Origin of the sequence: Mixta sp. BE291, assembly GCF_031457955.1 — a bacterium.
Lineage (GTDB): Bacteria > Pseudomonadota > Gammaproteobacteria > Enterobacterales > Enterobacteriaceae > Mixta.
This window is the reverse complement of the sequence record NZ_JAVDXN010000001.1, coordinates 975217-1000481: the sequence shown is the minus strand read 5'-3', so window position 1 is coordinate 1000481 and position 25265 is coordinate 975217. Positions and strand designations below refer to the sequence as shown.

The 25265-nt window shown below is 55.2% G+C and carries 22 protein-coding genes and 1 pseudogene; 14 read left to right on the top strand and 9 right to left on the bottom strand.

Translation table 11 applies throughout. The annotated features are described in order from the left end of the window. The first annotated feature begins 190 nt into the window (after positions 1–190). On the top strand, positions 191–1756 hold the full coding sequence (tyrR, locus tag J2X14_RS04685; RefSeq protein ID WP_352410016.1) for a transcriptional regulator TyrR: 1566 nt from the start codon (positions 191–193) through the stop codon (positions 1754–1756). Positions 1757–2011: 255 nt separating this feature from the next. Here tyrR and tpx read toward each other — a convergent pair whose 3' ends face one another. After that, positions 2012–2515: a thiol peroxidase gene (gene tpx / locus J2X14_RS04680; RefSeq protein WP_352410015.1), complete on the bottom strand. Its 504-nt coding sequence runs from the start codon at positions 2513–2515 to the stop codon at positions 2012–2014. Positions 2516–2689: 174 nt separating this feature from the next. On the opposite strand from tpx, the gene ycjG reads away from it, so the two are divergent. Then, entirely contained in the window at positions 2690–3667 is a 978-nt protein-coding gene (gene ycjG / locus J2X14_RS04675) for an L-Ala-D/L-Glu epimerase (RefSeq protein WP_352410014.1), read from the top strand. Here the strand turns inward: ycjG and mpaA are convergent. Continuing rightward, positions 3664–4374, bottom strand: coding sequence for a murein tripeptide amidase MpaA (mpaA, locus tag J2X14_RS04670; RefSeq protein ID WP_352410151.1), 711 nt, complete (start codon positions 4372–4374; stop codon positions 3664–3666). The genes ycjG and mpaA overlap by 4 nt on opposite strands. A 154-nt stretch (positions 4375–4528) precedes the next feature. Here mpaA and J2X14_RS04665 point away from each other — a divergent pair, with 154 nt between their 5' ends. The 3 genes from J2X14_RS04665 to ynaL all read left to right on the top strand — a co-directional run bounded on the left by J2X14_RS04665 (position 4529) and on the right by ynaL (position 7671). Then, entirely contained in the window at positions 4529–6145 is a 1617-nt protein-coding gene (locus J2X14_RS04665; RefSeq protein ID WP_352410013.1) for a peptide ABC transporter substrate-binding protein, read from the top strand. Positions 6146–6259: 114 nt separating this feature from the next. Then, positions 6260–7243, top strand: coding sequence for a zinc transporter ZntB (zntB, locus tag J2X14_RS04660; protein WP_352410012.1), 984 nt, complete (start codon positions 6260–6262; stop codon positions 7241–7243). Between the two features lie 272 nt (positions 7244–7515). Further along, positions 7516–7671, top strand: coding sequence for a proline-rich small protein YnaL (gene ynaL, locus J2X14_RS04655; protein ID WP_352410011.1), 156 nt, complete (start codon positions 7516–7518; stop codon positions 7669–7671). Positions 7672–7718: 47 nt separating this feature from the next. Here the strand turns inward: ynaL and ttcA are convergent, their stop codons facing one another. From ttcA to J2X14_RS04640, 3 genes and pseudogenes are all read right to left on the bottom strand, one after another. Then, entirely contained in the window at positions 7719–8654 is a 936-nt protein-coding gene (gene ttcA / locus J2X14_RS04650; RefSeq protein WP_352410010.1) for a tRNA 2-thiocytidine(32) synthetase TtcA, read from the bottom strand. Positions 8655–8778: 124 nt separating this feature from the next. Continuing rightward, positions 8779–9090: pseudogene (locus tag J2X14_RS04645) on the bottom strand (site-specific integrase); the annotation flags it as partial. A gap of 16 nt (positions 9091–9106) precedes the next feature. Continuing rightward, on the bottom strand, positions 9107–9511 hold the full coding sequence (locus tag J2X14_RS04640) for a winged helix-turn-helix transcriptional regulator (RefSeq protein WP_352410009.1): 405 nt from the start codon (positions 9509–9511) through the stop codon (positions 9107–9109). 113 nt (positions 9512–9624) lie between these two features. Between J2X14_RS04640 and namA the strand changes: the two genes are divergently transcribed. Continuing rightward, positions 9625–10701 carry an NADPH dehydrogenase NamA gene (gene namA, locus J2X14_RS04635; RefSeq protein WP_352410008.1) on the top strand — a complete coding sequence of 359 codons (1077 nt, stop codon included), beginning with the start codon at positions 9625–9627 and terminating at the stop codon, positions 10699–10701. A 290-nt stretch (positions 10702–10991) separates the two neighbouring features. Here the strand turns inward: namA and J2X14_RS04630 are convergent, their stop codons facing one another. Continuing rightward, complete coding sequence (locus J2X14_RS04630; RefSeq protein WP_352410007.1) at positions 10992–11201, bottom strand: DUF1471 domain-containing protein; 210 nt, start codon at positions 11199–11201, stop codon at positions 10992–10994. Between the two features lie 747 nt (positions 11202–11948). Between J2X14_RS04630 and mdlD the strand changes: the two genes are divergently transcribed. After that, complete coding sequence (gene mdlD, locus J2X14_RS04625; RefSeq protein ID WP_352410006.1) at positions 11949–13265, top strand: NAD(P)-dependent benzaldehyde dehydrogenase MdlD; 1317 nt, start codon at positions 11949–11951, stop codon at positions 13263–13265. Positions 13266–13386: 121 nt separating this feature from the next. Here the strand turns inward: mdlD and J2X14_RS04620 are convergent, their stop codons facing one another. After that, the gene (locus J2X14_RS04620; protein WP_352410005.1) at positions 13387–14136 is read right to left on the bottom strand and encodes an SDR family NAD(P)-dependent oxidoreductase; all 750 of its coding nucleotides are present in this window, start codon (positions 14134–14136) and stop codon (positions 13387–13389) included. 97 nt (positions 14137–14233) lie between these two features. Here J2X14_RS04620 and J2X14_RS04615 point away from each other — a divergent pair, with 97 nt between their 5' ends. From J2X14_RS04615 to J2X14_RS04605, 3 genes are all read left to right on the top strand, one after another. Next, positions 14234–14575, top strand: coding sequence for a winged helix-turn-helix transcriptional regulator (locus J2X14_RS04615; protein ID WP_352410004.1), 342 nt, complete (start codon positions 14234–14236; stop codon positions 14573–14575). 216 nt (positions 14576–14791) lie between these two features. After that, complete coding sequence (zinT, locus tag J2X14_RS04610) at positions 14792–15433, top strand: metal-binding protein ZinT (protein WP_352410003.1); 642 nt, start codon at positions 14792–14794, stop codon at positions 15431–15433. Positions 15434–15827: 394 nt separating this feature from the next. Beyond that, entirely contained in the window at positions 15828–16100 is a 273-nt protein-coding gene (locus J2X14_RS04605; RefSeq protein WP_352410002.1) for a putative hemolysin, read from the top strand. 34 nt (positions 16101–16134) lie between these two features. On the opposite strand, the gene J2X14_RS04600 is transcribed toward J2X14_RS04605, so the two are convergent. Next, entirely contained in the window at positions 16135–17127 is a 993-nt protein-coding gene (locus J2X14_RS04600; protein WP_352410001.1) for a 2-hydroxyacid dehydrogenase, read from the bottom strand. 187 nt (positions 17128–17314) lie between these two features. Between J2X14_RS04600 and J2X14_RS04595 the strand changes: the two genes are divergently transcribed. Genes J2X14_RS04595 through J2X14_RS04585 form a run of 3 tightly spaced genes read left to right on the top strand, consistent with a single transcriptional unit; the run spans position 17315 to position 20452 of the window. Further along, positions 17315–19942: a YdbH family protein gene (locus J2X14_RS04595; protein ID WP_352410150.1), complete on the top strand. Its 2628-nt coding sequence runs from the start codon at positions 17315–17317 to the stop codon at positions 19940–19942. Then, positions 19932–20117, top strand: coding sequence for a YnbE family lipoprotein (locus J2X14_RS04590; protein WP_352410000.1), 186 nt, complete (start codon positions 19932–19934; stop codon positions 20115–20117). Before J2X14_RS04595 ends, J2X14_RS04590 begins: the two co-directional genes overlap by 11 nt. A gap of 11 nt (positions 20118–20128) precedes the next feature. Next, the gene (locus tag J2X14_RS04585) at positions 20129–20452 is read left to right on the top strand and encodes a YdbL family probable chaperone protein (RefSeq protein ID WP_352409999.1); all 324 of its coding nucleotides are present in this window, start codon (positions 20129–20131) and stop codon (positions 20450–20452) included. 54 nt (positions 20453–20506) lie between these two features. Here J2X14_RS04585 and azoR read toward each other — a convergent pair whose 3' ends face one another. Further along, the gene (azoR, locus tag J2X14_RS04580; protein ID WP_352409998.1) at positions 20507–21106 is read right to left on the bottom strand and encodes an FMN-dependent NADH-azoreductase; all 600 of its coding nucleotides are present in this window, start codon (positions 21104–21106) and stop codon (positions 20507–20509) included. 253 nt (positions 21107–21359) lie between these two features. Between azoR and hrpA the strand changes: the two genes are divergently transcribed. Continuing rightward, the gene (gene hrpA, locus J2X14_RS04575; RefSeq protein WP_502889948.1) at positions 21360–25262 is read left to right on the top strand and encodes an ATP-dependent RNA helicase HrpA; all 3903 of its coding nucleotides are present in this window, start codon (positions 21360–21362) and stop codon (positions 25260–25262) included. The last annotated feature ends 3 nt before the right edge of the window (positions 25263–25265 follow it).

The following is a 25265-nucleotide window of genomic DNA, read 5'->3' as shown; positions in this document are numbered from 1 at the left end:
CATACGCGGTAGATTTGCTATAAACCTCTAAAAATTGGTGGAAGCGCATGATTATCGCTAACACTTCCGCTACACTCCTTTCCGCCGTTGCCGCACTCTGTCAACTTTTCCTGACAGAACGCTTCTGGCGCATCGCAAGTTGGCGTATTATTTCATAATTCGCTGTTACCAAACTCAATAAGGCCACCCAATGCGTTTGGAAGTCTTTTGTCAGGACCGAATTGGTCTCGCCCGTGAACTGCTCGATCTGCTGGTAGAGCGCAGCATCGATTTACGGGGTATCGAAATTGCGCCGATTGGCCGCATTTATCTCAGTTTTTCCGCCATCGCGTTTGAGCAGTTCAGCCAACTCATGGCGGAAATTCGTCGCATCCCAGGCGTGACGGATGTGCGCACTATCTCTTATATGCCGTCCGAACGTGAACATCGCGCCCTGAGCGCCTTGCTGACCGCCATGCCGGAGCCGGTATTTTCCATTGATATGAAAGGGAAAATTGAGCTGGCGAACCCGGCAGCGCAAAGCCTGTTCGACCTGGATGAGCATAAGATACGCCATCACACCATTACCTCGCTGGTTTCCGGGTTTAATTTTACCCGCTGGCTGGAGAGCGAACGGATTGAAGCACAGACGCAGCGCGTTGTGATTCAGGGCCGTGACTTCTTGCTGGAGGCGCGTCCGGTTTATACCGCCGAAGAAGAGGGCACGACGCTGCCGGTTGGCGCAATGGTAATGCTGAAATCTACCGCACGCATGGGGCGTCAGCTGCAAAACCTGGCGGTCAACGATGACAGCGAATTCCAGCATATTGTTGCGGTCAGCCCGAAGATGCATCAGGTGCTTGAACAGGCGCGCAAGCTGGCGATGCTGGATGCGCCGCTGCTGATTGTTGGCGATACCGGCACCGGCAAAGATATGCTGGCGCGCGCCTGCCATCTGCGCAGCGCACGCGGTAAAAAGCCGTTTCTGGCGCTAAACTGCGCCTCGTTGCCGGACGATGTAGCGGAAAGTGAGCTGTTTGGTCATGCGCCGGGCGCTTACCCCAACGCGCTGGAAGGGAAAAAAGGCTTTTTTGAGCAGGCCAACGGCGGTTCGGTTCTGCTGGATGAAATTGGCGAAATGTCGCCACGCATGCAGACCAAACTGCTGCGCTTCCTCAACGACGGGACTTTCCGCCGCGTTGGCGAAGAGCATGAGGTGCATGTTGATGTGCGGGTTATTTGTGCCACGCAGCGCAACCTCACCGAGCTGGTGCAGCGCGGCGAATTTCGTGAAGACCTTTTCTACCGCCTGAATGTGCTGACGCTGAACCTGCCGCCGCTGCGCGATCGACCGCAGGATATCCTGCCGTTAACGGAACTGTTTGTCGCCCGCTTCGCCGATGAGCAGGGCGTTGCACGTCCGCGTCTGTCACCGCAGCTAAACGCCTTTCTGGCACGTTACAACTGGCCAGGCAACGTACGCCAGTTGAAAAATGCGCTTTACCGCGCGCTGGCGCAGCTGGAAGGCTATGAGCTACGTCCACAGGACATCATGCTGCCGGAGTTTACCGAACAGCTGGCGCTGGATGAACAGGCGATGGAAGGCTCGCTGGATGAAATTACCAGTCGTTTTGAACGTTCGGTACTGACGCGTCTTTATCTCTCTTACCCCAGTACGCGCAAGCTGGCGCGGCGGCTGGGCGTCTCACATACCGCTATCGCTAATAAGCTGCGCGAATATGGGCTGAGCCAGAAAAAGAACGAGCCTGAAAGTTAACGTTATCCGTCTGGTCACGGGCGTGTTGACGCCCGCTGGCCGGCGGTGATTCGCGCGGTCAGGCAAATGCTGGCATCCTGATTCGCCTTCCTCTTGCTTGTAAATCATTCTTTTTTTAATGATCAGGTTATTAATTAGAATTAACCGTAAGCTGATGCACTAATTAAAATGCGTCAGGAAAAAGGAAATTATTAAGAGGAAAGCAGGAGGCGAATAGAATATCGCCCCGGCTGGGGCGATAGCATTAATTCTTGTTTACTTCAGCGCAGCCAGGGCAGCATCGTAATCTGGCTCGGTAGTAATTTCATTGACCAGCTGGCTGTAAAGCACTTTATCGTTTTCATCCAGCACCACAACCGCACGCGCCGTCAGGCCCTGCAACGGACCATCAGCAATCGCTACGCCGTAGTCATCTTTAAAGCTGCCGCCGCGCAGAGTAGAGAGCGTGACCACATTCGACAAGCCATCGGAGCCGCAGAAGCGCGACTGGGCAAAAGGCAGATCGGCAGAAATACACAGCACAACCGCATTCTCCATTTCACCCGCCAGCTGATTAAACTTACGTACCGAGGCAGCACAAACACCGGTATCGATGCTGGGGAAAATGTTCAGCACTTTACGTTTTCCGGCATACTCAGAAAGAGAAACGTCAGCCAGATTTTTGGCAACCAGCGTGAAAGGCTGCGCTTTTTCGCCCGCCTGAGGCAACTGACCTGCTACGCTAACCGGGTTGCCCTGAAAATGAACGCTCTGAGACATAATCTATCCTTTTACTATTGTTTAACGAGATTCACAGTGTAAAGGAACGCGCAAAGCTGAGACAGTGAAATTATAGAGCAGACCAGGCAGGTTAGCGCCCGCGTCGGCCCGATCTTCTCACCGCCTGTGGCGCAGCTGCGCTGTACGTCTCTTCTGATTAATGAGAGAAAAAACATGAGGACGGTTAAAGTTTATCCTGAAGCCTGGCCGCTTAATAAGCCGTTTGTTATCTCACGCGGTGCCCGCGAGCAGGCTGGCGTGGTGGTGGTTGAGCTGGAAGAAGAGGGTGTTAAAGGCACAGGCGAATGTACGCCTTATCCGCGCTATGGCGAAAGCGAGGCCTCGGTGCTGGCGCAAATCAGTTTACTGTTGCCGCAGCTGGAGCGAGGAATGACGCGTGAAGCGCTGCAGGCGGCGCTACCGGCAGGCGCGGCGCGTAATGCGATTGATTGCGCGCTGTGGGATCTTGCCAGCCGACAGCAGCAGCAGACGCTTTGCCAGCAGCTTAGGGTCACGCTGCCTGAGCGCGTGAGCATGGCGCAAACCGTGACGCTGGATACGCCGGAATCGATGGCCAGCAGCGCGCTGGCGCTGTGGGAAAACGGCGCCAGGCTGCTCAAAATCAAGCTGGACGATCATTTGATTACCGAACGGCTGATGGCGATCCGCAGCGCAGTGCCGCGCGCGCGGTTGATTGTCGATGCCAATGAGTCCTGGCACAGCGAAGGGCTGGCGGCGCGTTGTCAGCTACTGGCGGATCTGGGCGTTGAAATGTTGGAGCAGCCGTTACCGGCGGGCGAAGATGAGGCGCTGGCTAACTTTATTCATCCTCTGCCTCTCTGCGCTGATGAGAGTTGCCATACACGCAGCAGCCTGCCAGCGCTGCGCCAGCGTTATGAAATGATTAACATCAAACTGGATAAAACCGGCGGCCTGACCGAAGCGCTGGCGCTGGCGGACGCGGCGCAGGAGGCGGGTTTTACGCTGATGCTGGGCTGTATGCTTTGCACTTCGCGCGCGATTAGCGCCGCGCTGCCGCTGGTGCCGCGCGCCAGCGTTATCGACCTTGACGGCCCGACATGGCTGGCGGCGGATGTGGAGCCAGGCCTGCGCTTTAGCAGCGGTGAAATCGATCTGAGCGCGACCGATTAACGATTTTCCCAGTGAAGCAGGCCGGTAAGCGCGGGCAGGTAACGTTCCGTCGCCTCATCGGCGGAAATGGGCGGCAGTTCGGCAGTGATACAGGGCAGGCCGATATCCGCGCACCAGCTGCCGAACGATCCCGGCGTGCTGTAGCCGACGCTGGAAACCAGCGGCAGGCCCATCTGTTCTGCCAGCCAGCGGGCAGGCTCGCTGTGCTGCGGATCTTCAATACAGGCCAGCGGCTCGTGCAGGGAGACCACCCAGGCGGGACGCAACGCATGGATCAGCTGACACAGCGCCGCCGTTTCCGGCTCCGATGCCGCGCGCGCACCGGTAGAAAGCCGCACGTCGCGCTGTTCGGCGATGCTGTTCCAGCGGTATACCGTTTCGCCCGCCTGCCAGTTCGCCGCCGGGAAGTTGCGGTTAAGATCGACGCCGTTGGCATTAGCGCGTAATCCCAGCTGGCAGCCGTCGGGATTGACCGCCAGAATCACATGATGCTGCCGCAGCGGCGCGGGCAGGGTACGCAGGGCACAGGAAAGGGTCACAACGGCGGCGCTTTCATCGCCATGCGTACCGGCTAAAATCAGGCCGCTGTCGCGTGCCGCCAACGGTGCCGGGAACCAGAGCAGCGGTGCGCCCAGCGCTGAGTTACCGTACTGTTTCCTTTCTGCCGTTAGCGCGCCACGTTGTGAACGCGGTTGTTGCATAGTCATCATTCGCTCCTGTGAAAAAAGTCGCAAAACCGGCGACGCGGCAAGCGCAATAAGCAAAACAGCTGGTTCAGGATCAATAATTTGCGTTAAAGTGCCGGTTAGCATAAGCCACTAACCGCTTTTGCCACACCGGCAGTTTTAAGGGTAGGACAAGATGAAATCATTTCGCATTGCGCTGGGTAGCTTTTTAATCGCCTCGCTGTTAACCACGGCGCAGGCGGCGCAGGTGCCGCCTGGCACCGCGCTGGCAGAACGTCAGGATATCGTGCGTCATATTAAAGATGAACCGGCGTCGCTCGATCCGCTGAAAGCCGTTGGCCTGCCGGAAATCCAGGTAATGCGCGATCTGTTCGAAGGGCTAACCAATCAGGATGCGCAGGGGAAAATTGTGCCGGGCGTGGCGCAAAGCTGGCAGAGCGTTGATAACCAAAGCTGGGTGTTTACGCTGCGCGCGGATGCGCGCTGGTCAAACGGCGACCCGGTGACGGCGCAGGATTTTGTCTATAGCTGGCGGCGGCTGGTGGACAGTAAAAATGGCTCGCCTTTCGCCTGGTTTGCCGGGCTGGCGGCGATTCACAACGCCGAAGCGATTACCCAGGGGAAACTGCCGCCGGAAAGCCTGGGCGTCACCGCGCTGGATAACACCCACCTCAAAATTACGCTTGACCGGCCGGTGGCCTGGTTTCCCAGTTTAACGGCGCATGTCAGCCTTTATCCGGTGCCGCAAAAGGTGATTGCGCAGTGGGGCGATGCCTGGACCAAACCGGGCAATCTGGTCGGCAACGGCGCCTATCAGCTACAGAACCGCGTAGTAAATGAAAAAATCGTGCTGGTGCGTAATCAACATTACTGGGATAACGCCCATTCGGTGCTGAACCAGGTCACCTTTGTACCCATTAATGAAGAGTCCAGCGCCACCAAACGCTATCGCGCCGGGGATATCGATATCACCGAATCCTTCCCGAAAAATCTCTATGGCATGTTGAAAAAAACGATCCCGGACGAAGTCTACACGCCCGATCAGCTGGGAACCTATTATTATGCCTTTAATACGCAGCGCGGTCCGACCGCCGACGCGCGCGTGCGCAGGGCGCTCTCCTGGAGTATCGATCGCCGCATCATCGCCGAAAAAGTGTTGGGCACCGGCGAGAAACCTGCCTGGCACCTGACCCCGGCAGCCATGGCCAGTTTTAAGCCGAAGCCCTCTATTTTGCAGCAGCATTCGCAGGCGGAACTGAACGCACAGGCGAAAGCGCTGCTGGCGGCGGCGGGCTATGGGCCGAACCGGCCGCTGAAGCTGTCGCTGCTCTATAACACGTCTGAAAACCATCAAAAGATCGCCATCGCCGTGGCTTCTATGTGGAAGAAAAATCTTGGCGTAGAGGTGAAGCTGCAAAATCAGGAGTGGAAAACCTATATCGACAGCCGCAACAGCGGCAATTTCGATGTCATTCGCGCCTCCTGGATCGGGGATTATAACGAGCCTTCCACCTTCCTGAGCCTGCTCACCTCCAGCCACAGCGGTAATATCGCTAAGTTCCATCATGCGGATTACGACGCGGCGCTGGCAAAGGCGAGCCGTGAAAACAACCTGCAAAAGCGCAACGAAGATTACGATCGCGCGGAGCAGATCCTTGATGAACAGGCACCCATCGCCCCTATTTATCAATATACCAACGGGCGCTTAATCAAGCCCTGGGTGAAAGGCTATCCCATTAACAATCCGGAAGATGTCGCCTACAGCCGCCAGCTCTATATCATTAAGCATTAAGCATTAAGCGTGGCGCGCTTCCTTTTGCAACCAACCTGTTGTACCAAAGGATTGCTTCTGCCTGGCGTCAGGCTAGACTGTACCGTTTGAATTCAGCAGATGTTGAGGCATGACGTGAACGTCATTGAAGGAAAAGCGCTACAGGTTTCTGATGCGATTATTGCCTGTCAGCTTGACGGGCAGGGCGGACTGATCCCGATTGAAGATAAAGATGTGATTCATTGCGAACGCCCGTGCTGGCTTCACCTGAATTATACCCATCGCGAAAGCGCCGAGTGGCTTGCTTCCACGCCGCTGATCCCGGATGCGGTACGCGATGCGCTGGCCGGAGACAGCCTGCGTCCGCGCGTTAACCGCCTGGGCGACGGCTTTATGATTACGCTACGCAGCGTTAACCGCAACAGCGACGCGCGGCCTGAACAGCTGGTGGCGGTGCGGGTTTTCATTAACGATAAACTGATTGTTTCCACCCGCCGCCGCAAGGTTAATGCTATTGATGAGGTGCTGGTCGAGCTGCAAAACGGCAACGGGCCGGTTGATGGCGGCAGCTGGCTGGTCGAGCTGTGTGATGTGCTGACCGATCACACCAGCGAATTTATCGAAGATCTGCAGGATAAAATTATTGAGCTGGAAGAGGCGTTGATGGATCAGCGCGTACCGGCGCGCGGCGAGCTGGCGCTGCTGCGTAAGCAACTGATTGTTATGCGCCGCTATATGACGCCGCAGCGTGATGTCTATGCGCGGCTGGCCAGTGAAAAGCTGGGCTGGATGGATGACGACGAACGCCGTCGCATGCAGGAGATCGCCGATCGCCTCGGGCGCGGGCTGGACGATCTCGCCGCCAGCGTGGCGCGTACTGCGGTGCTGGCGGATGAAATTGCCTCGATAATGCAGGAGGCGATGAACCGACGCACCTATACCATGTCGCTGCTGGCGATGATTTTCCTGCCTACGACTTTTCTTACCGGCCTGTTCGGCGTGAACCTTGGCGGCATTCCGGGCGCGGAAAACCATTATGGCTTTGCGATTTTCTGTTTGATGTTAGTGCTGTTGGTCGCGGGCGTTGCCCTGTGGTTACACAAACGTAAGTGGTTATAGCAAAAGCAGTCGGACAAGCGGAAAAGCGGGAAAAAGCTGATCGACGTCAATAAACCCAGGGTAGGGCTGGGGCAAACTCTTTCTCGCAGGTGAATGCAACGTCAAGCGATGGGCGTTGCGCTCCATATTGTCTTACTTCCTTTTTTTGAATTACTGCATAGCACAATTGATTCGTACGACGCCGGCTTTCAAGCCGGCCTTTTTTTTGCCGCTTCGCCACCCCGGCTAATTTCTTCTAAGCTTAATAAACCAGGTAACCCGAGGAAGAAACTATGTCGACGTTGAGCATGACCAATCAGATTTCCGCTTCCGACCCGATTCCAACCGATCCGGTTCCCATTCCTGAACCTATCCCACAGCCGCAGCCAATCCCGGACCCGCTACCGGATCCCGAGCCGATTCTCGATCCGCCGCCGCATATGAAATAGTCACCGACTGACGCCATACCGGTGTTTTCCGCTATGGCGCCAACAGGCTATTTTATTTCAAGAATATCCAGGCGCTGTCCCGCAGGCGCATCATCATCTTCTTCTGGCTGCCAGCCAACCGGCTGTAGCGGTAGAGATTCGCGGTCAAAGGCGAGATCGCCGCCGTCCACCACTTCGCTACCGTGTTGAATCGCTTTGAAATCAAACAGCGCCTTATCCGCCAGATGCGAAGGCACCACGTTTTGCATCGCGCTGAACATGGTTTCAATCCGGCCCGGATAGCGTTTGTCCCAGTCGCGCAGCATATCAGCAATCACCTGACGCTGAAGATTAGGCTGCGAGCCGCAAAGGTTGCACGGGATAATCGGATACTGGCGGGCAATGGCGAAGCGTTCGATATCTTTTTCACGGCAGTAGGCCAGCGGGCGGATCACGATATGCTTACCGTCATCGCTCATCAGCTTCGGCGGCATCCCTTTCATTTTTCCGCCGTAGAACATATTTAAAAACAGCGTTTGCAGGATATCGTCGCGGTGATGCCCCAGCGCGATCTTGGTGCAGCCGAGTTCCGTGGCGGTACGGTACAAAATGCCGCGGCGCAGGCGTGAACAGAGCGAGCAGGTGGTTTTCCCTTCCGGGATTTTTTCTTTAACGATGCCGTATGTATTTTCTTCAACGATTTTATACTCGACGCCAATCGATTCCAGATACTGCGGCAGCACATGTTCCGGGAAGCCAGGCTGTTTCTGATCGAGGTTAACCGCAATCAGCGAGAAATTAACCGGCGCGCTCTGCTGCAGGTTGCGCAAGATTTCCAGCATGGTGTAGCTATCCTTACCGCCGGACAGGCAAACCATAATGCGATCGCCTTCTTCAATCATATTGTAATCGGCAATGGCTTCGCCCACGTTACGACGCAGACGTTTTTGCAGTTTGTTAAGGTTGTACTGCTCTTTTTTGTTTGTTGATTGATTTTCTTGCATTTTTTGTCTCAGGAACCAAAAGAGGCGTTTAAGGGGCAACGTTTTTACCGCGCCGGTCGGGCGCTCAGCCGGTTAACCCCGCCGCCGCGTATCTTGCCAGGCCAGACGGCGCCAATGCGCTATGCGCATTTTTATGCTCCATCAGCTCGATAAATAACGGATTAGCATCAGGCAAAGGCCAGCATGCGAAAGTATGCCGCGTATGGTACGGATTACGTCGCCGAATGCCAGCACGTTTTGCAGCTGTGTTCCATTGCGCGCCTTTGCTGGACAGAGAATAGGGCGTTTTTTGTACATCGTTTGCTGACACGGCATAAAGACGAAATGCCCGCGCTGCTTTTCAGTCAGCTCGTACTCTCTGTAATGGAAGACTCTATCTGCTTTTGGCTGTTTCGCCCGTTAGCACCCATTGTGCTTTCAGGGCTTCAAAGGCTGGCCATCACAGGTGCTGGCTATAATGACTGCGAATCGCCCAGCACTTTTTTCAGTTCATCCAGATCTTCCTCAACTGCCGTCTTCAGGCCACGTCTTTCCAGCCACTGCCGACCCCAAAGGCTCAGATCCAGCACCAGTTTATTCAGTTCACGACCCTCTTCGCTAAGCGAGTATTCAACCCGCGGCGGCACAACCGGAAACACCTCCCGCACGATAAGGCCATCTTCTTCCAGTTCGCGCAGCTGCTTGGTCAGCAGTCGTTGATTAATGCTGGTAAGAAAACGCTGAAGCTCACTGAACCGGAGCGTGCCATCTTTAAACAAATGATAGAGGATCACGCCCTTCCACTTGCCTCCCATAATATGGAGCGCGGCCTCCATGGAACAGCCGGGTGCCGAATCATAGTTACGTAATTTTTTCATTTTCTTCTCTAGGTTACCTTTTGGTAAGTATGTGCATTTTTTTAGCGTATAAACAAAATATAACTATATGGTACTTTGAGCGGGTCAAATATGAAACACTTTCTGGAGAAGAAATGTCAGCTTTACTTTTTGAACCTATCACTATTAATGGTGTTGAATTCCGTAACCGTATCGCGATGTCCCCGATGTGCATGCACTCTGCATCTGACGACGGGCACATCAATGATTTTCACGTTGTACATTACGGCTCGCGCGCCCTGGGCGGCGCTGGCCTGATTATGCTGGAAACCGCAGCCGTACTGCCGAACGGCCCAATTGGGCCGGGCGACATCGGTATTTGGGCTGACAGCCACATTGAAGGCCTGATGCGCGTAACTGACGCTATCCACCGCTTCGGCGCCAAAGCCGGCGCGCAGATTGGGCATGCAGGCCGCCAGCTGGGTATTGATTTGCCGTCCATCGCTCCTTCAGCCATTCCGTTCACGTCGGAGTCTCGCGTGCCGCAGGCAATGAGCATTGAGCAAATTAAGGAAGTCGTTGAAGCATTCCGTCACGGCGCCCGTCGCGCACGTGAAGCCGGTTTTGATGTGATTGAAATTCACTGTGCCCACGGCTACCTGCTGAACCAGTTCCTGTCTCCGCTCGCAAACAAGCGTACCGACGAGTACGGCGGTAGCCAGGAAAACCGCTACCGTATCGTGCGTGAAGTGATCGATGTGGTGCGCAGCGAGTGGGATGGCCCGCTGTTCCTGCGTATCTCTTCTACCGACTACGCCGAAGGCGGCAACCGCCCCGAAGATTTTCTGGTATATGGTAAATGGATGAAAGAACAGGGTATCGACCTGATTGACTGTTCAACCGGCGGTATTGCCATGGTGCAGGTAAATACCTATCCGAACTACCAGGTGCCGGCGGCCGAGCTGCTGCGCCGTGAGCTGGACATTAAAACCGGCGCGGTTGGCCTGATCGAAACCGGTCGTCAGGCAGAAGAAATCCTGCAAAACGGTCGTGCGGATATCGTTCTGGTGGGTCGCGACATGCTGAAAGATCCGTTCTGGGCGCGTACTGCGGCGGACGATCTGAACGTGAAAATCCCTGTACCGGCTCAGTACACCCGTTATGGCTCAGGCTGGCAGCGTTCACAGCCACGCCTGCCTGCCGCGCCGCTGGATATTACCGTAGAGCGCTGAGTCGCCGCCCTGGGGCCGGTGGTGAAACCGGTCCCGAGGTCAGATGTGCCTGATTTACCCCCTTTAAAACCACTATAAAACGTTACCTGCTTGCTGTTGCCTCTGCCCGCTCCACGGACAGGGGCTTTTTTTATTGCTGTCAGTCAGCCTGTTATCCCCCGGTTCATTACGCTGTCTGTTCGGCTGGCCCCCTCCTGTCTGTATTTTTCTGACGTCCGTTCAGCGCTTCCTGTTATACGAGCAAAAAAAAGACCGCCCCGAGGCGGCCTTGCGCAGCTGTGCGTTAAATATCAGTACAGCTTAGCGGTCATATGAACACGATTACGCATATTCGCTTCAGTAATTTTGTACTGCGCGCCAAGCTGACGTGCCTTTTCTGCAATTAATGCTTCTGCCGCCTCAAGCGTGTCTGACGTGACGGCAATACTGCGCGCCAGGCTGGGTGCGGACATCGTTAATAAGATCGTTGAAGCAGCGACAAGCATAAATTTGTTTTTCATTTGTTTTTTCCGGGGTTCTGTTAATAAGTCGGCAGGGGTAGCCACCGATGCATATTATTTTACGGTGGCGGTTACTGTTTATTGTTAGCAGTAAATGCGCTTGATTTCGTCGCGAAACTAATCGCTTTAACTGGCGAAACCTATGATGTCTGACAGGGGGGTTATTTCCGGAAAAAAACCTGTTTTTTTGCATCCTTTTCTCGTAAAGACTTTCGCTTTTTTTATTATTAACGCTCCCCCTTTTTTAACGCCAGCGGGTTTAACCTTTTATGCTTTTTTAGCGTCCTTGCTTTTTCGTCTCAGGGAGGTTTTTTTCTTTGTTTTGTTCTGGAAATTATGAGTGCCCTTGCCGTGATCGGTGATGGGTTAGCAATCAAATTATTGATAAATAAGATATTTTATTCAGGGCCATTTCAAAAGCCCACTAAGTTTCACCCTGTTTTTTAGCGGGTAACTACGTTACCTTTTATATCCTCACTAAACAAATGTTCACTGGCGTATAAAATATACCGTACTTGCTACAATAATCAGTTCCGCTTAGGATGCTTCCACTGCAACGAAACGGGGGGCGTTATTTTTCCGCGAGCGCCTGGTAAAGGATGGTTATATCCCACCTTCCTGTCGGGCGGGGGAAGTAATAAACAACCCACATTTTAGTAATAAAGTCCGATCCGGTTTTAACCGCCTCACCTGCCCGGAACGGATTTATTTAATAACACAATGCCTTATTAAAGGCCGGAGTTAAAAGTGAACGAGCATTTCAAACAGAGCGTTGATAACGTATTTGCATCGCAGAAAGCCAGCTTCCTGAGCGGCAATACCCAAGGCCATGATTTTAAAGTTACGCAGCTGAAAAAATTGAAAGCCGCTATTCTGGCGCATAAAGAGCAGATTTATGACGCGATGGAAAAAGATCTTGGCCGCAGCCACGAAGGCGTGGACATGGGCGAAATCAATCCTATTATTGATGAAATCGACTTCGCCATTGAGCACCTGGCGGAATGGGAAAAAGAAGAGCGTGTGCCGAGCCCCGCCGTACTGGGCGACACCGAAAGCTCAATTACCCGTGAATCCTTTGGCGTGACCTACATCGTGGTGCCGTTCAACTATCCGGTTTACCTGTTTGCCGGCCCGCTGATTGGCGCCATCATTGGCGGCAACACGTCCATCATCAAGCCGTCGGAAGCCACTCCGGAAACTTCCCGCGTGATTGAGGATATCGTCAACAACACTTTTGACGCCTCTTACATTCACGTTTTTCAGGGTGCGCGTGACGAGAACGAGTATTTGCTCTCCCTGCCGTTCGACATGATTTTCTTCACTGGCAGCCCGCAGGTCGGCAAAATCGTGATGCAGGCGGCGGCGAAAAACCTGACGCCGGTTGTCCTGGAGCTGGGCGGTAAGTCGCCAGCGATTATCATGGAAGACGCAGACCTGGACAACGCGGTAGAGGAACTGGTGTTTGCCCGCATGATGAATAGCGGACAGACCTGCGTGGCCCCCGATTATATTTACGCGCACGAAAGCATCAAAGACAAACTGGTCACGAAGCTGCGTGACACGCTGGCGCCGCGCTACACAAAGGCCGGTAATAATGGAAAAATCATTACCACCCGTCAGTTCGACGCGCTGGAAGAGATGCTGGGCAAATCCCGTGGCAACATTGTGTTCCGTGGTGAATCCAACCGTGACAGCCGCTACTTTGGCCCAGCCATCGTGGACAACGTGGATTTCCAGGACAGCCTAATGGAAAGAGAGCTGTTTGCCCCAATCTATCCGGTGCTGAGCTACAGCGACATCCGTGAGGTAGCGGCGAACATCAATAAGTATCATCCGAAGCCGCTGGCGACTTACGTATTCACCGCAGATGTCGAGGCTGCGCGCGAAGTAATTGACCAGATCCCGTCCGGCGACGCGGGCGTGAACGCCATGATGCTGCATGCGTTCTCTCCCTACCTGCCGTTTGGCGGCGTGGGTACATCCGGTCTGGGCCACTATCACGGTAAATACTCTTATGAGGCATTTACCCATCCGAAATCTCTGCGCGTGAAGCGCACCGCCTGATTCTGTGACGGGCCGGCAGCCTGATGTCACCGGCCCCGCCAGCGGAACGCCGCGCCCATTGCACCTTTTTCAAAGGCCCTTTGCGGGCCTTTTTTTCGTTCATTCCTGGTACGGTTGATGCTCAGATTTGCGCTGATCCGCCATCAACAAACAGTTCGCTGCCGTTAACGAAGCTGCTTTCATCTGAAGCCAGGAACAGTGCAGCGGCAGCAATCTCTGAAGGCTCCGCCAGACGTCCCAGCGGCGTGGTGGCTTCTACGGCGCGTATCATTTCACTGTTAAATTTCTCGTCAGGAGAAAGACCATGCCAGCCCGGTGTTGAAGTGGCGCCAGGCACCAGGACGTTAACCCGAATTTTCCGTGGAGCCAGCTCAAGGATCCAGGCACGGGCAAAACTACGCACGGCCGCTTTACTGGCGCTATAGACGCTGAATTCCGCTACGCCGGTGGTTGCGCTGGTTGAGCCGGTCAAAATGACGGAGGCGCCATCTTTCAGCAAAGGTAGCGCTTTCTGTACGGTAAAAAGCGTTCCTTTAACATTGGTATCAAAGATGCGGTCGTAATGCTCTTCGGTCACCGTCGTCAGGGGGGCAAAATCTCCGCCTCCGGCGTTGGCAAACAGGACATCAATGCGTCCAGCCTTACGCTGAACTTCATCAAACAACCTATCCAGTTCGTGTAATTTTGAGATGTCGCAGGGTATACCGATTGCGTCAGACCCTACTTCAGCAACGGCTGCTTCCAGCTCACGTACACGTCGTCCCGTCATAAAAACCTGCGCACCCTCAGCCGCAAAACGTTTAGCCGATGCCAGACCGATTCCGCTGTTAGCACCGGTAATCACAACCACTTTTCCTTCAAGCTTACCCATATTTTTATTTCCTGATAAAGGAGGGAAAAATCATGGTAACGTTATACTTTCATATATAATAGTACCTACCAAAAGGTATGTGTAAGAGGAGAAGTAAATGGAACCCGTTTGTGGTCTTGATGTGGCTCTGCGTTATATCGGTGGTAAATGGAAACCTATCCTTTTGTTTCATCTGCAATTCAGTCCACGCCGGTTTGGTGAACTTAAACGTCTCGCTGAAGGCATTAGTGAAAAAGTATTGATACAGCAACTCAAAGACTTAACAGAAGATGGCATCGTGTTAAGACACGATTTCAGGGAAGTGCCGCCCAAAGTGGAATACGCCATCACCGATTTTGGAAAATCGCTTGCGCATGCTCTACAGCCTCTCTGCGAGTGGGGAAATGCTAACCGCGAATACGCGCGCAGTAGAGAAACTCAGCGTGATGGTACCCACTGAATATCTGGCGATGAGTTTTGTCTTATCAGCGCAACGGCGGTACCTATGCTCTGAGTCATCGCCATTGCCTTACGAAGGAGCTGGTATGTCCTGTTAACTTCACGTTCGCATGCCATTTTGACGCTTTTTTTCAGGCGCAAATGGAACCAGATGTAACACCCGCTTACTTTTTATGTTATGTTATAACGTAAATTAAGCCAAGGTGGATTTACATTTATGAAAATTAAAGGTTGTTTGGTGCTGCTCGGGTTAGCTTTTAGTTCACAAGCCTTTTCACATGGTCATCATTCGCACGGTGTTCCCATGACTAAGCAAGAAGAAAGTGCCGCAAATGGCATTTTTGCTACGGCCGATGTCAAAGATCGACAGCTTTCTGACTGGGATGGCGTGTGGCAGTCTGTTTACCCGTATGCCAAAGACGGGAGTCTGGATGTTGTTTTTCAAAAAAAGGCTGAAGCGGACAAAGAAAAATCCTTTGAAGATATTAAAAATTATTATTTAACAGGCTATGCCAGTGATATTACCGACATCGGCATTGAAGACGGCGTGATGGAATTTACCGTGAACGGGAAAGCCAGTTCCTGTAAATATGACTATAAAGGGTACAAAATTCTCAATTACGTGTCAGGTAAAAGAGGTGTTCGCTATTTGTTTGAATGCAGCGATAAAAAAAGCGAGGCACCAAAATTTGTCCAGTTTAGCGATCACATTATCGCCCCGCGTAAATCAACGCATTACCATATTTTTACTGGCAACGTATCGCAAGAGGCTCTCTTTACCGAGCTGGAAAACTGGCCGACATTTTTCCCTTATCAAATGACAAAAGAAAATGTCGTTCATGACCTTCTTCATCATTAATAGCGCGTAATTCATTGATTCTCCGGTAATCCGAAGAACCGAATGTAACAGGCTAACGTCCGCTTCTGGCACAAGCTGTCTGCTGAGGCAATAGGGCGCAGAACAAAGAAGGCCGACAGGTTGCTCTGTCGGCCTTGGCGCTGGTTAGACCAGAGAGGCGATTAGCGCACAACGTGTAAAAAATGCAGATGCTTTTCGTACTGGTCGAGAATATCGTGCAGTAGGTAACGGCTTACACTTGATATTTCGGCTAATTCTTTAAGCGAAACGAGACAATTCCTGGTGACTTTCTAACGGGGAAATAACGTAAAAAGATGTTTCAACACTCGACGCATGGATAAACGTCGCTTATGCTGGCGAAGCCTTCACCCCTACAATGCCCGGAGCCCAACCCATGAAAGCCGCCACTTTTCTGCTTGCTGGCGCTGCTCTGCTGCTTAGCGCATGCAGCAACAGCGATAACGAACCGCCGCAACAGGCCACCGCCGCGCACGTTCCGCCCAGAGTCAGCATGTCTTCACTGGCGGAAAGCAACTGCGCCAGCGCAGGCGGAACGCTGGCGTTTTCACGTCAGCTGGATGGCAGCAGCGCGGGCATGTGCCAGTTAGCCAACGGGCGTCGCTGTAATGAAAGCGCGCTGGAAAGCGGCAGCTGCGCACGCTTTTAAACGGCTGGCGCGCATAACTCACCAGCCGACAGCATTACGCACTGACCTCGTTTGGGCAGGCCTCGCCTTTTGCCAGCTGCTGCAGGTTTGAGAGCGTGGTTTCAGAAATGGCGGTCAGCGCCTCTGCGGTTAAAAATGCCTGATGGCCGGTGAACAGCACGTTATGGCAGGCGGAAAGACGACGGAAGACATCATCCTGAATCACGTCGTTGGATTTATCTTCAAAGAACAGATCGCGTTCGTTTTCATACACGTCCATGCCGAGCGAACCGATTTTCTGCTGCTTTAACGCTTCGATCGCCGCCTGGGAATCCACCAGCTTGCCACGGCTGGTGTTGATGATCATCACGCCATCTTTCATCTGGTTAAAGGCGTTGGCATCCAGTAAATGATGGTTATCTGCCGTTAACGGACAGTGCAGGGTAATCACGTCGGACTCTTTAAACAGCGTTTTAATATCGACATATTCCGCCCCCAGATCCAGCGCCTGCGGATTCGGGTAAGGATCGAACGCCAGCAGCCGCATACCGAAACCTTTCAGAATACGCAGCGTCGCGATACCGATTTTGCCGGTGCCGACCACGCCAGCGGTACGGCCATGCATATTAAAGCCGATTAATCCTTCCAGCGAGAAGTTGGCGTCGCGGGTGCGCTGGTAAGCGCGATGAATACGGCGGTTAAGCGTCATCATCATGCCCACCGCATGTTCCGCCACCGCTTCCGGCGAGTAGGCCGGCACACGTACCACTTTCAGGCCCAGCTCGGCCGCTGCCGCTAAATCCACGTTATTAAAACCCGCGCAGCGTAACGCGATAATTTTGACACCCTGGGCGCTAAGGATCTCCAGCACCGGACGGCTGGCATCATCGTTAACGAAAATACAAACCGCTTCACAATCGTCGGCGTTAATCGCGGTACGCTCGGTAAGCAGAAAGTCAAAATATTCAATCTCGAAACCAAAGCGTTCATTAACGTGATCGAGATATTTTTTGTCGTACTGTTTAGTGCTGTAGACCGCAAGCTTCATTATCGACTCCTTATTATTGTCTCTTCATTCATTCTAGACGGAGAGACCTGCGGCGTAACCTTTAATCTACTGGCTACGCGCCGGGCGCTGCACGCACATAGAAAAGCGTAGCGAAACCTTCACCCGCGTTAATGAACATGCCATCATAGCCGCCAGGATTTTTCTACAGAACAGGACCGTTATGGCAATGCGTCGGCGCTTCTCTTTTGCTCTGGCCTCGCTGCTGACGCTGGTTCTGCTGGTGCTGGCGCTGCTGAGTAGCGTAACGCACTGGCTGCCGCGGCTGGCAGGGATTTGGCTGCCTGCGGGCACGCGGATTGCGCTGGACGCCGCGCCGCGCTGGCGCAACGGGGTGCTGCACTTTCCGGCGGTGCGCTATCTGGCCGCGGATTGCCAACTGGCCGAACTCCAGCAGCTTTCGTTAGGCCATCAGCGCGGGCGCTGGCAAGCGCAGGCGCAGCGGATGACGCTGGATAGCGCCTGTCTGAGCCGTTTGCCCACCGCTACGCCATCCGCCAGCGCGCCGCGTTCACTGGCCCAGTGGCAGGCGTTGCTGCCGCCCGCCGATGTCGCGATTGAACGGCTCATTATTAATCCTTACCAAAGCTGGGCGGGCGCGCTGCGTCTGACGCTGAACTCTGACGTGCAGCGGCTTGATTATCAGGGCGATAACCTGCGTCTGCTGGCCGAGTTAAACGGACAGAAACTGGCGCTGCGTCAGCTGACGCTGCGCACGCCCGTGCTCAGCGAGCCGGTTAGCCTGCATGGTTCGCTGATGCTGACAGAATTTGCCAACGGCGTGCCGGAAAGCGGCGAGCTTGGCGGCGATTTCACCCTGGCGCAGGTGCCGCATCCGCTGCGCTTTACGCTGGCGTGGCAGCAGCAGCAGGGGCGTCTGCTGCTGCAAACGCCGCAGGATGCTGAGCCGCTGGTGACGTTGCCGTGGCGGGTTACGCCTGAGCAAATCCATATTGAAAATGGCCGCTGGCGCTGGCCGTGGGCGGCGCAACCGCTGGCGGGCGGCGTGGCGCTGACGCTTGATCGCTGGCAGCAGGGCTTAGAGGCGACTGAAATCAGCGGACGGTTAAATATGCTGACGGAAGGGCGCGGCGGCAAAGGTAACATTGTCCTGACGCTGGGGCCGGGGCGGTTATCCCTGACCGACAGCCAGCTGCCGCTGCGCCTGACCGGCGAGAGCAAGCTGGAGGCGCTGCAGTTTTACGCCTCGCTACCCGGCACGTTGCAGGGCTCGCTGCTGAATCCGCAGTTGCATATTGCGCCGGGCGCGCTGCTGCGTATGCGCGGCCGTCTGCTCTCCACGCTGGACGTGGACGAAGCACGCTGGCCGCTGGCGGGCGTTAGCCTGTCGGCGTTAGGCATTAATGGCCGCTTGCAGGCGATTCTGCGCGCGCACGACAGTGAAAAAGGGCGTTTTACGCTGCATCTGGATGGGCGCGCCAGCGATTTCTGGCCCGATAGTGGGCGCTGGGCGTGGCGTTACTGGGGCGATGGCTATCTGGCGCCGCTGAAGGCTAAATGGGATGTGCAGGGCACCGGTGACTGGCAGGATAGTGCGCTCACGCTGGCAACGCTCTCTACCGGTTTTGATCGGCTACGCTACGGCATGACCACGGTAAATCAACCGCGGCTGCGGCTGGCGCAGCCGCTGGTCTGGCAGCGCGCTGCCGATCGCGCCGCCTTTAACGGTGAACTGACGCTGGATGCCGCCGCGACGCGTTTTGACAGCGGCGGTTATCTGCCGCCGTCGCGCCTGACGCTGGCGCTGACGGGCCGCGACCCGGGGCATTTCCTGTTTAATGGCAGCCTGCAGGCGCAGGCGATCGGGCCGGTACGTCTGAATGGGCGCTGGGACGGCGAACGGCTGCGCGGGCAGGCCTGGTGGCCGGAACAGTCGCTGACGGTTTTCCAGCCGCTGCTCAGTCCCGATCTGAAAATGAAGATTACCGACGGCACGCTGCGGGCGCAGGTGGCCTTTTCCGCTGCCGAACAGCAGGGCTTTACCGCCGGCGGACACTGGGTAGTGCAAAACGGCGACCTGTGGATGCCGGATAACAGTATTGAAGGCGTTAACTTTTCTCTGCCGTTTCGTCTGCATGAGAGCCGCTGGTCGCTGGGCACGCACGGTCCCGTTTCGCTGCAGATCAACAGCATCCATAATCAGTTTTTGATCCATGACGTCAGCGCCCAGCTGCAGGGCAGCTGGCCATGGCAGGAAAATAACCCGTTGACGCTAAGCGATGTCAGTCTGGCGCTGCTGGGCGGCACCCTGAGCCTGCAACGGCTGCAATTGCCGCAGCATCAGCCCGCGGTGATCCGTCTGCGCGACATCAGTCTCAGCAAGTTGATTACCGCGCTGAAGCCCAAGCAGATCGCCATGTCCGGGCGCATCAACGGTGAACTGCCGCTGTGGCTGGATAATTCGCCCTGGCTGGTAAAAGATGGCTGGATCGCCAACAGCGGCAACCTGACGCTGCGGCTGGATAAACAGATGGCTGATGCCATTACCCAAAACAATATTGCCGCTGGCGCCGCGCTGGACTGGCTGCGCTATATGGACATTTCCCGCAGCCGCGCCACGCTGAACCTCAATACCATCGGCGATCTCATCATGCAGGCGGAGGTTAAGGGCACCAGCCGTTTCAGCAATCGCGATCAGCATGTCAACCTGAACTACCGTCATCAGGAGAATCTGTTCCAGCTATGGCGTAGCCTGCGCTTCGGCGATAATTTGCAATCCTGGGTAGAGCAAAACGCGGCTCTGCCTTCACAGAAGGACTCCACGCATGAGAATTAATCGGATGCTGCTGCTGGCCGGTTGTTTGAGCCTGGGCGGCTGCGTACCGCGTATTGAGGTCACCGCGCCGAAAGAGCCGATCACCATCAATATGAATGTGAAAATCGAGCATGAAATCCATATCAAAGTTGATAAAGATGTGGAGGCGCTGCTGAAGGATCAGAATCTCTTTTGAGGAGCGGCAGAATGAAAGGCTGGGTGAAACTCTGTGTGCTGGGCATGCTGGCGGCGTCACCGGCGCAGGCGCTGACGCTGGATGAGGCGCGGCAACAGGGGCGCGCGGGCGAAACGCTAAACGGTTATCTGGCGCCGCGTCAACAGGACGCAGAAACAGCGGCGCTGATCGCGCAAATTAATCAGCAACGGGAACAGCGCTATCGGGAAGTGGCGCAGCGTAATCGTTTAACAACGGCTGAAGTGGCGCGCATTGCGGGTGAAAAGCTGGTGCAGCGTGCCGCGACCGGGGAATATGTGCAGGGCATTAACGGCCAATGGATAAGAAAGCCCTGAGCTGGCGGGTGCCCAGGGGCAGGCTGGCCGCGATGACAGCGGCCAGCGCAAACATCAGGCGGTAGCCAGCTGTTGCAGCGCTTCTTTCGCTTCTGCGGTGGCTTTGGTCGCCACTTCCGGACCGTAAGCGATGCCTTCGGCGAAGACGAAGTTCACGTCAGTAATGCCGATAAAGCCCAGGAACAGCTGCACATAAGGCGTCAGCAGATCGGAAGCAGTATCTTTATGGATGCCGCCACGGCTGGAGATAACCACCGCGCGTTTGCCTTTTACCAGGCCTTCCGGGCCCGCTTCGGTGTAGCGGAACGTCACGCCAGCACGGGCGATCAGGTCGAAATAGTTTTTCAGCTGAGTGGGGATGTTGAAATTGTACATCGGCGCCGCAATAACAATCACGTCATGGGCGTTCAGCTCAGCGATCAGCTCATCAGAGAGCGCCAGCGCGTCCTGCTGACGCGGCGTCAGTTGCGCATCGGAAGGACGCATCGCGCCAACCAGTTCGCCATCCAGTACCGGAATTGGATTTGCAGCCAGATCGCGTACCGTGACCTGATCGCCGTTTGCGCTCGCTTCAGCGGCATAAAAATCGGCCAGCTGACCTGACTGAGAATAACCGGCAAGGATACTGGATTTTAAAACTAATACTTTGCTCATGATTTTTTCCTGTCTGCTAATACGGAAGTCTGCCCGCTCAATGGTTTACACTGTAGGGAGTTTGCCACAACAGTGAAAGCGCAATATTTCGAGTCCGATGTTCAAAATTCCTGAATAAGCCGTGAGGCGATCGTTGTCCATTCGCGGCCTGTGTTACCATACGCCGCAGAAAATGAATGTCATGTCGGCCAGCGCCGACCACGCGGCGGCCATAACAGCAATCAACAGCCGCCGTGTCAATAAGGTAATGAATATGTCTGTTGAATCAAACACATCGCCGCTGGCGCCTTTCTGGGCGCGGCTGGATAACGTCACGCTGCGCGACCGCCAGCGTTTACAGCGTCGCCTGCACGGCGCGAAAAAAGTGAAAAGCCCGGCGTCCCGGCAGAGTATCGCCGAAGAGCTGGAGAAAGAATTCGCGCTGGCTGAACAGCGTTTGCAGCAGCGCCAGGCGGCGACGCCGACCATCCGTTTTCCTGAGAATCTGCCGGTTAGTCAGAAACAACAGGAAATTGCCGATGCCATTCGCGATCATCAGGTGGTGATCGTGGCGGGGGAGACCGGCTCCGGTAAAACCACCCAGCTGCCGAAAATCTGCCTGACGCTGGGGCGCGGCGTAAAAGGGCTGATCGGCCATACGCAGCCGCGCCGTCTGGCCGCGCGTACGGTCGCCAATCGTATTGCCGATGAGCTGGAAACCTCACTCGGCGGCTGCGTCGGCTATAAGGTGCGCTTTAACGATCAGGTCAGCGATAACACGCAAATTAAACTGATGACGGACGGTATTCTGCTGGCGGAAATTCAGCAGGATCGGCTGTTAATGCAGTACGACACCATCATTATCGATGAAGCGCACGAACGCAGCCTGAACATCGATTTTCTGCTCGGCTACCTGCGTGAACTGCTGCCGCGTCGTCCCGACTTAAAAGTCATTATTACCTCGGCGACCATCGATCCGCAGCGCTTTTCACGCCACTTCAACCATGCGCCGGTGGTGGAAGTTTCCGGACGCACTTATCCGGTTGAAGTGCGCTATCGGCCGGTGGTTAACGACGTCGATGACAGCGATCGCGATCAGTTGCAGGCGATTTTTGATGCGGTTGACGAGCTGGGCCAGGAGAGCAGCGGCGATATCCTGATCTTTATGAGCGGCGAACGCGAAATCCGCGACACCGCCGACGCCTTAAGCAAGCGCGACCTGGCGCATACGGAAATTTTGCCGCTCTATGCGCGCCTGTCGAACGCCGAACAAAATCGGGTGTTCCAGTCGCACAGCGGACGCCGTATCGTGCTGGCGACCAACGTGGCGGAAACCTCGTTAACGGTGCCCGGCATTAAATATGTGATCGATCCCGGCACGGCGCGCATCAGTCGTTACAGTTTCCGCACCAAAGTGCAGCGTCTGCCGATCGAGCCGGTGTCGCAGGCCTCGGCGAATCAGCGTAAAGGGCGCTGCGGACGTGTCTCTGAAGGGATCTGTATTCGTCTCTATTCCGAAGAGGATTTTCTGAGTCGCCCGGAATTTACCGACCCGGAGATCCTGCGCACCAACCTGGCCTCGGTGATCCTGCAAATGACCGCGCTGGGACTGGGCGATATCAGCGCCTTTCCGTTTGTGGAAGCGCCCGATAAGCGCAATATTCAGGATGGCGTGCGCCTGCTGGAAGAACTGGGCGCGATTACCGAAGAGGAACATGGCCGCTATCGTCTGACGCAGCCGGGCCGCCAACTGGCGCAGCTGCCGGTCGATCCGCGTCTGGCGCGTATGGTGCTGGAAGCGCAGAAATATGGCTGCGTGCGTGAAGTGATGATTATCGTCGCGGCGCTCTCTATTCAGGATCCGCGCGAGCGGCCGGTAGAAAAACAGCAGGCCGCCGATGAGAAGCATCGTCGCTTCGCTGACAAAGAGTCCGATTTTATCGCCTTTGTTAACCTGTGGAACTACCTGCAAGAGCAGCAAAAAGCGCTCTCCGGCAACGCTTTCCGTCGCCAGTGCAAAACCGATTATCTTAACTATTTGCGCGTGCGCGAATGGCAGGATATCTATACCCAGCTGCGCCAGGTGGTGCGTGAACTGGGCATGCCGGTTAACAGCGAACCCGCGCCATACCGTGAAATCCATAGCGCGCTGCTCACCGGTTTGTTGTCGCATATCGGTCAGAAGGATGCGGAAAAACAGGAATTCAGCGGCGCGCGCAACGCCCGTTTCTCTATTTTTCCCGGCTCGGCGCTGTTTAAAAAGCCGCCGAAGTGGACCATGGTGGCGGAGCTGGTGGAAACCAGCCGCCTGTGGGGGCGCATTGCTGCCCGCATCGATCCGGAATGGATCGAGCCGCTCGCTCAGCATCTGATCAAACGCAGCTACAGCGAGCCGCACTGGGAAAAAGCGCAGGGCGCGGTAATGGCGATGGAAAAGGTCACGCTGTATGGGTTGCCGATCGTCGCTGCCCGTAAGGTGAACTATGGTTCAATCGATCCGCAGCTGTCGCGCGAGCTGTTTATTCGTCATGCGCTGGTTGAAGGCGACTGGCAAACGCGCCACGCTTTCTTTAAAGCGAACCAGAAGCTGCGCAGCGAAGTGGAAGATCTGGAACATAAATCACGCCGCCGCGATATTCTGGTGGATGATGAAACCCTGTTCGCTTTCTACGACAGCCGCGTAGGGCATGAGGTGGTTTCCGCCCGTCACTTTGATAGCTGGTGGAAGAAGGCCAGCCAGCAAACGCCCGATCTGCTCTCGTTTGATAAAGAGATGCTGATCAAACAGGGCGCGGACAAGGTCAGCAAGCTCGACTACCCCAACTTCTGGCATCAGGGCAACCTGAAGCTGCGCCTGAGCTATCAGTTTGAACCAGGCGCGGATGCCGACGGCGTCACGGTGCATATTCCGCTGCCACTGCTGAACCAGGTAGAAGAGGCGGGCTTCGAATGGCAGATTCCCGGCCTGCGTCGCGAGCTGATTGTGGCGTTGATTAAATCGTTGCCGAAGCCGGTGCGCCGTAACTTTGTGCCTGCGCCCAACTATGCTGAAGCCTTTTTAGGTCGCGTCACGGATACCGCAGTGCCGCTGCTGGATGCGCTGGAGCGCGAGTTCCGCCGCATGACCGGCGTCACCATCGATCGTGACGCCTGGCAGTGGGATTTGGTGCCCGATCACCTGAAAATCACCTTCCGCGTGCTGGATGAACATAACCGCAAGCTGCAAGAGGGCAAAGATCTGACGGCGCTTAAGGCGGCGCTGAAAGGCAAAGTTCAGGAGACGTTGTCGAAAGTGGCTGACGATGGGCTGGAGCAGAGCGGCCTGCATATCTGGAGCTTTGGCGATCTGCCCAGTCAGTTTGAACAGAAGCGCGGCAACTATAGCGTGAAGGCCTGGCCTGCGCTGGTGGATGAAAAAGAGAGCGTGGCGATTCGCCTGTTCGACAGCCAGCACGAGCAGCAAAAAATGATGTGGCGCGGCCAGCGTCGTCTGCTGCTGCTGAATATCCCGTCGCCGATCAAATATCTGCATGAGAAACTGCCGAATAAAGCCAAGCTGGGACTCTACTTTAACCCTTATGGCAAGGTACTGGAGCTGATTGATGACTGCATTACCTGCGGCATCGATAAGCTGATGGCGGAAAACGGCGGGCCGGTCTGGGAAGAGCAAGCGTATCAGCAGCTGCATGAGAAAGTGCGTGCCGGGCTGAACGATACGGTAGTGGAGATCGCCAAGCTGGTCGAACAGATCCTGACGGCGGTATTTAATATCAACAAGCGGCTGAAAGGGCGCGTGGACATGACCATGGCGCTGGGGCTGTCTGATATTAAAGCGCAGATGAGCGGGCTGGTTTACCGGGGTTTCGTGACGCAGAACGGCTGGAAACGCCTGCCTGATACGCTGCGTTATCTGCAGGCGATTGAACGTCGGCTGGAGAAGCTGCCGGTGGATCCGCACAGTGACCGGGCGCGCATGTTGAAAGTGGAGCAGGTGCAGCAGGCGTGGCAGAGCTGGCTGAACAAGCTGCCGCCCGCCCGCCGTGACGATGAGGATGTGCAGGCGATCCGCTGGATGATTGAAGAGCTGCGCGTTAGCTATTTCGCTCAGCAGCTGGGCACGCCATATCCCATTTCCGATAAGCGTATTCTGCAAACCATGGAGCAGATCGCCAGCTGATCA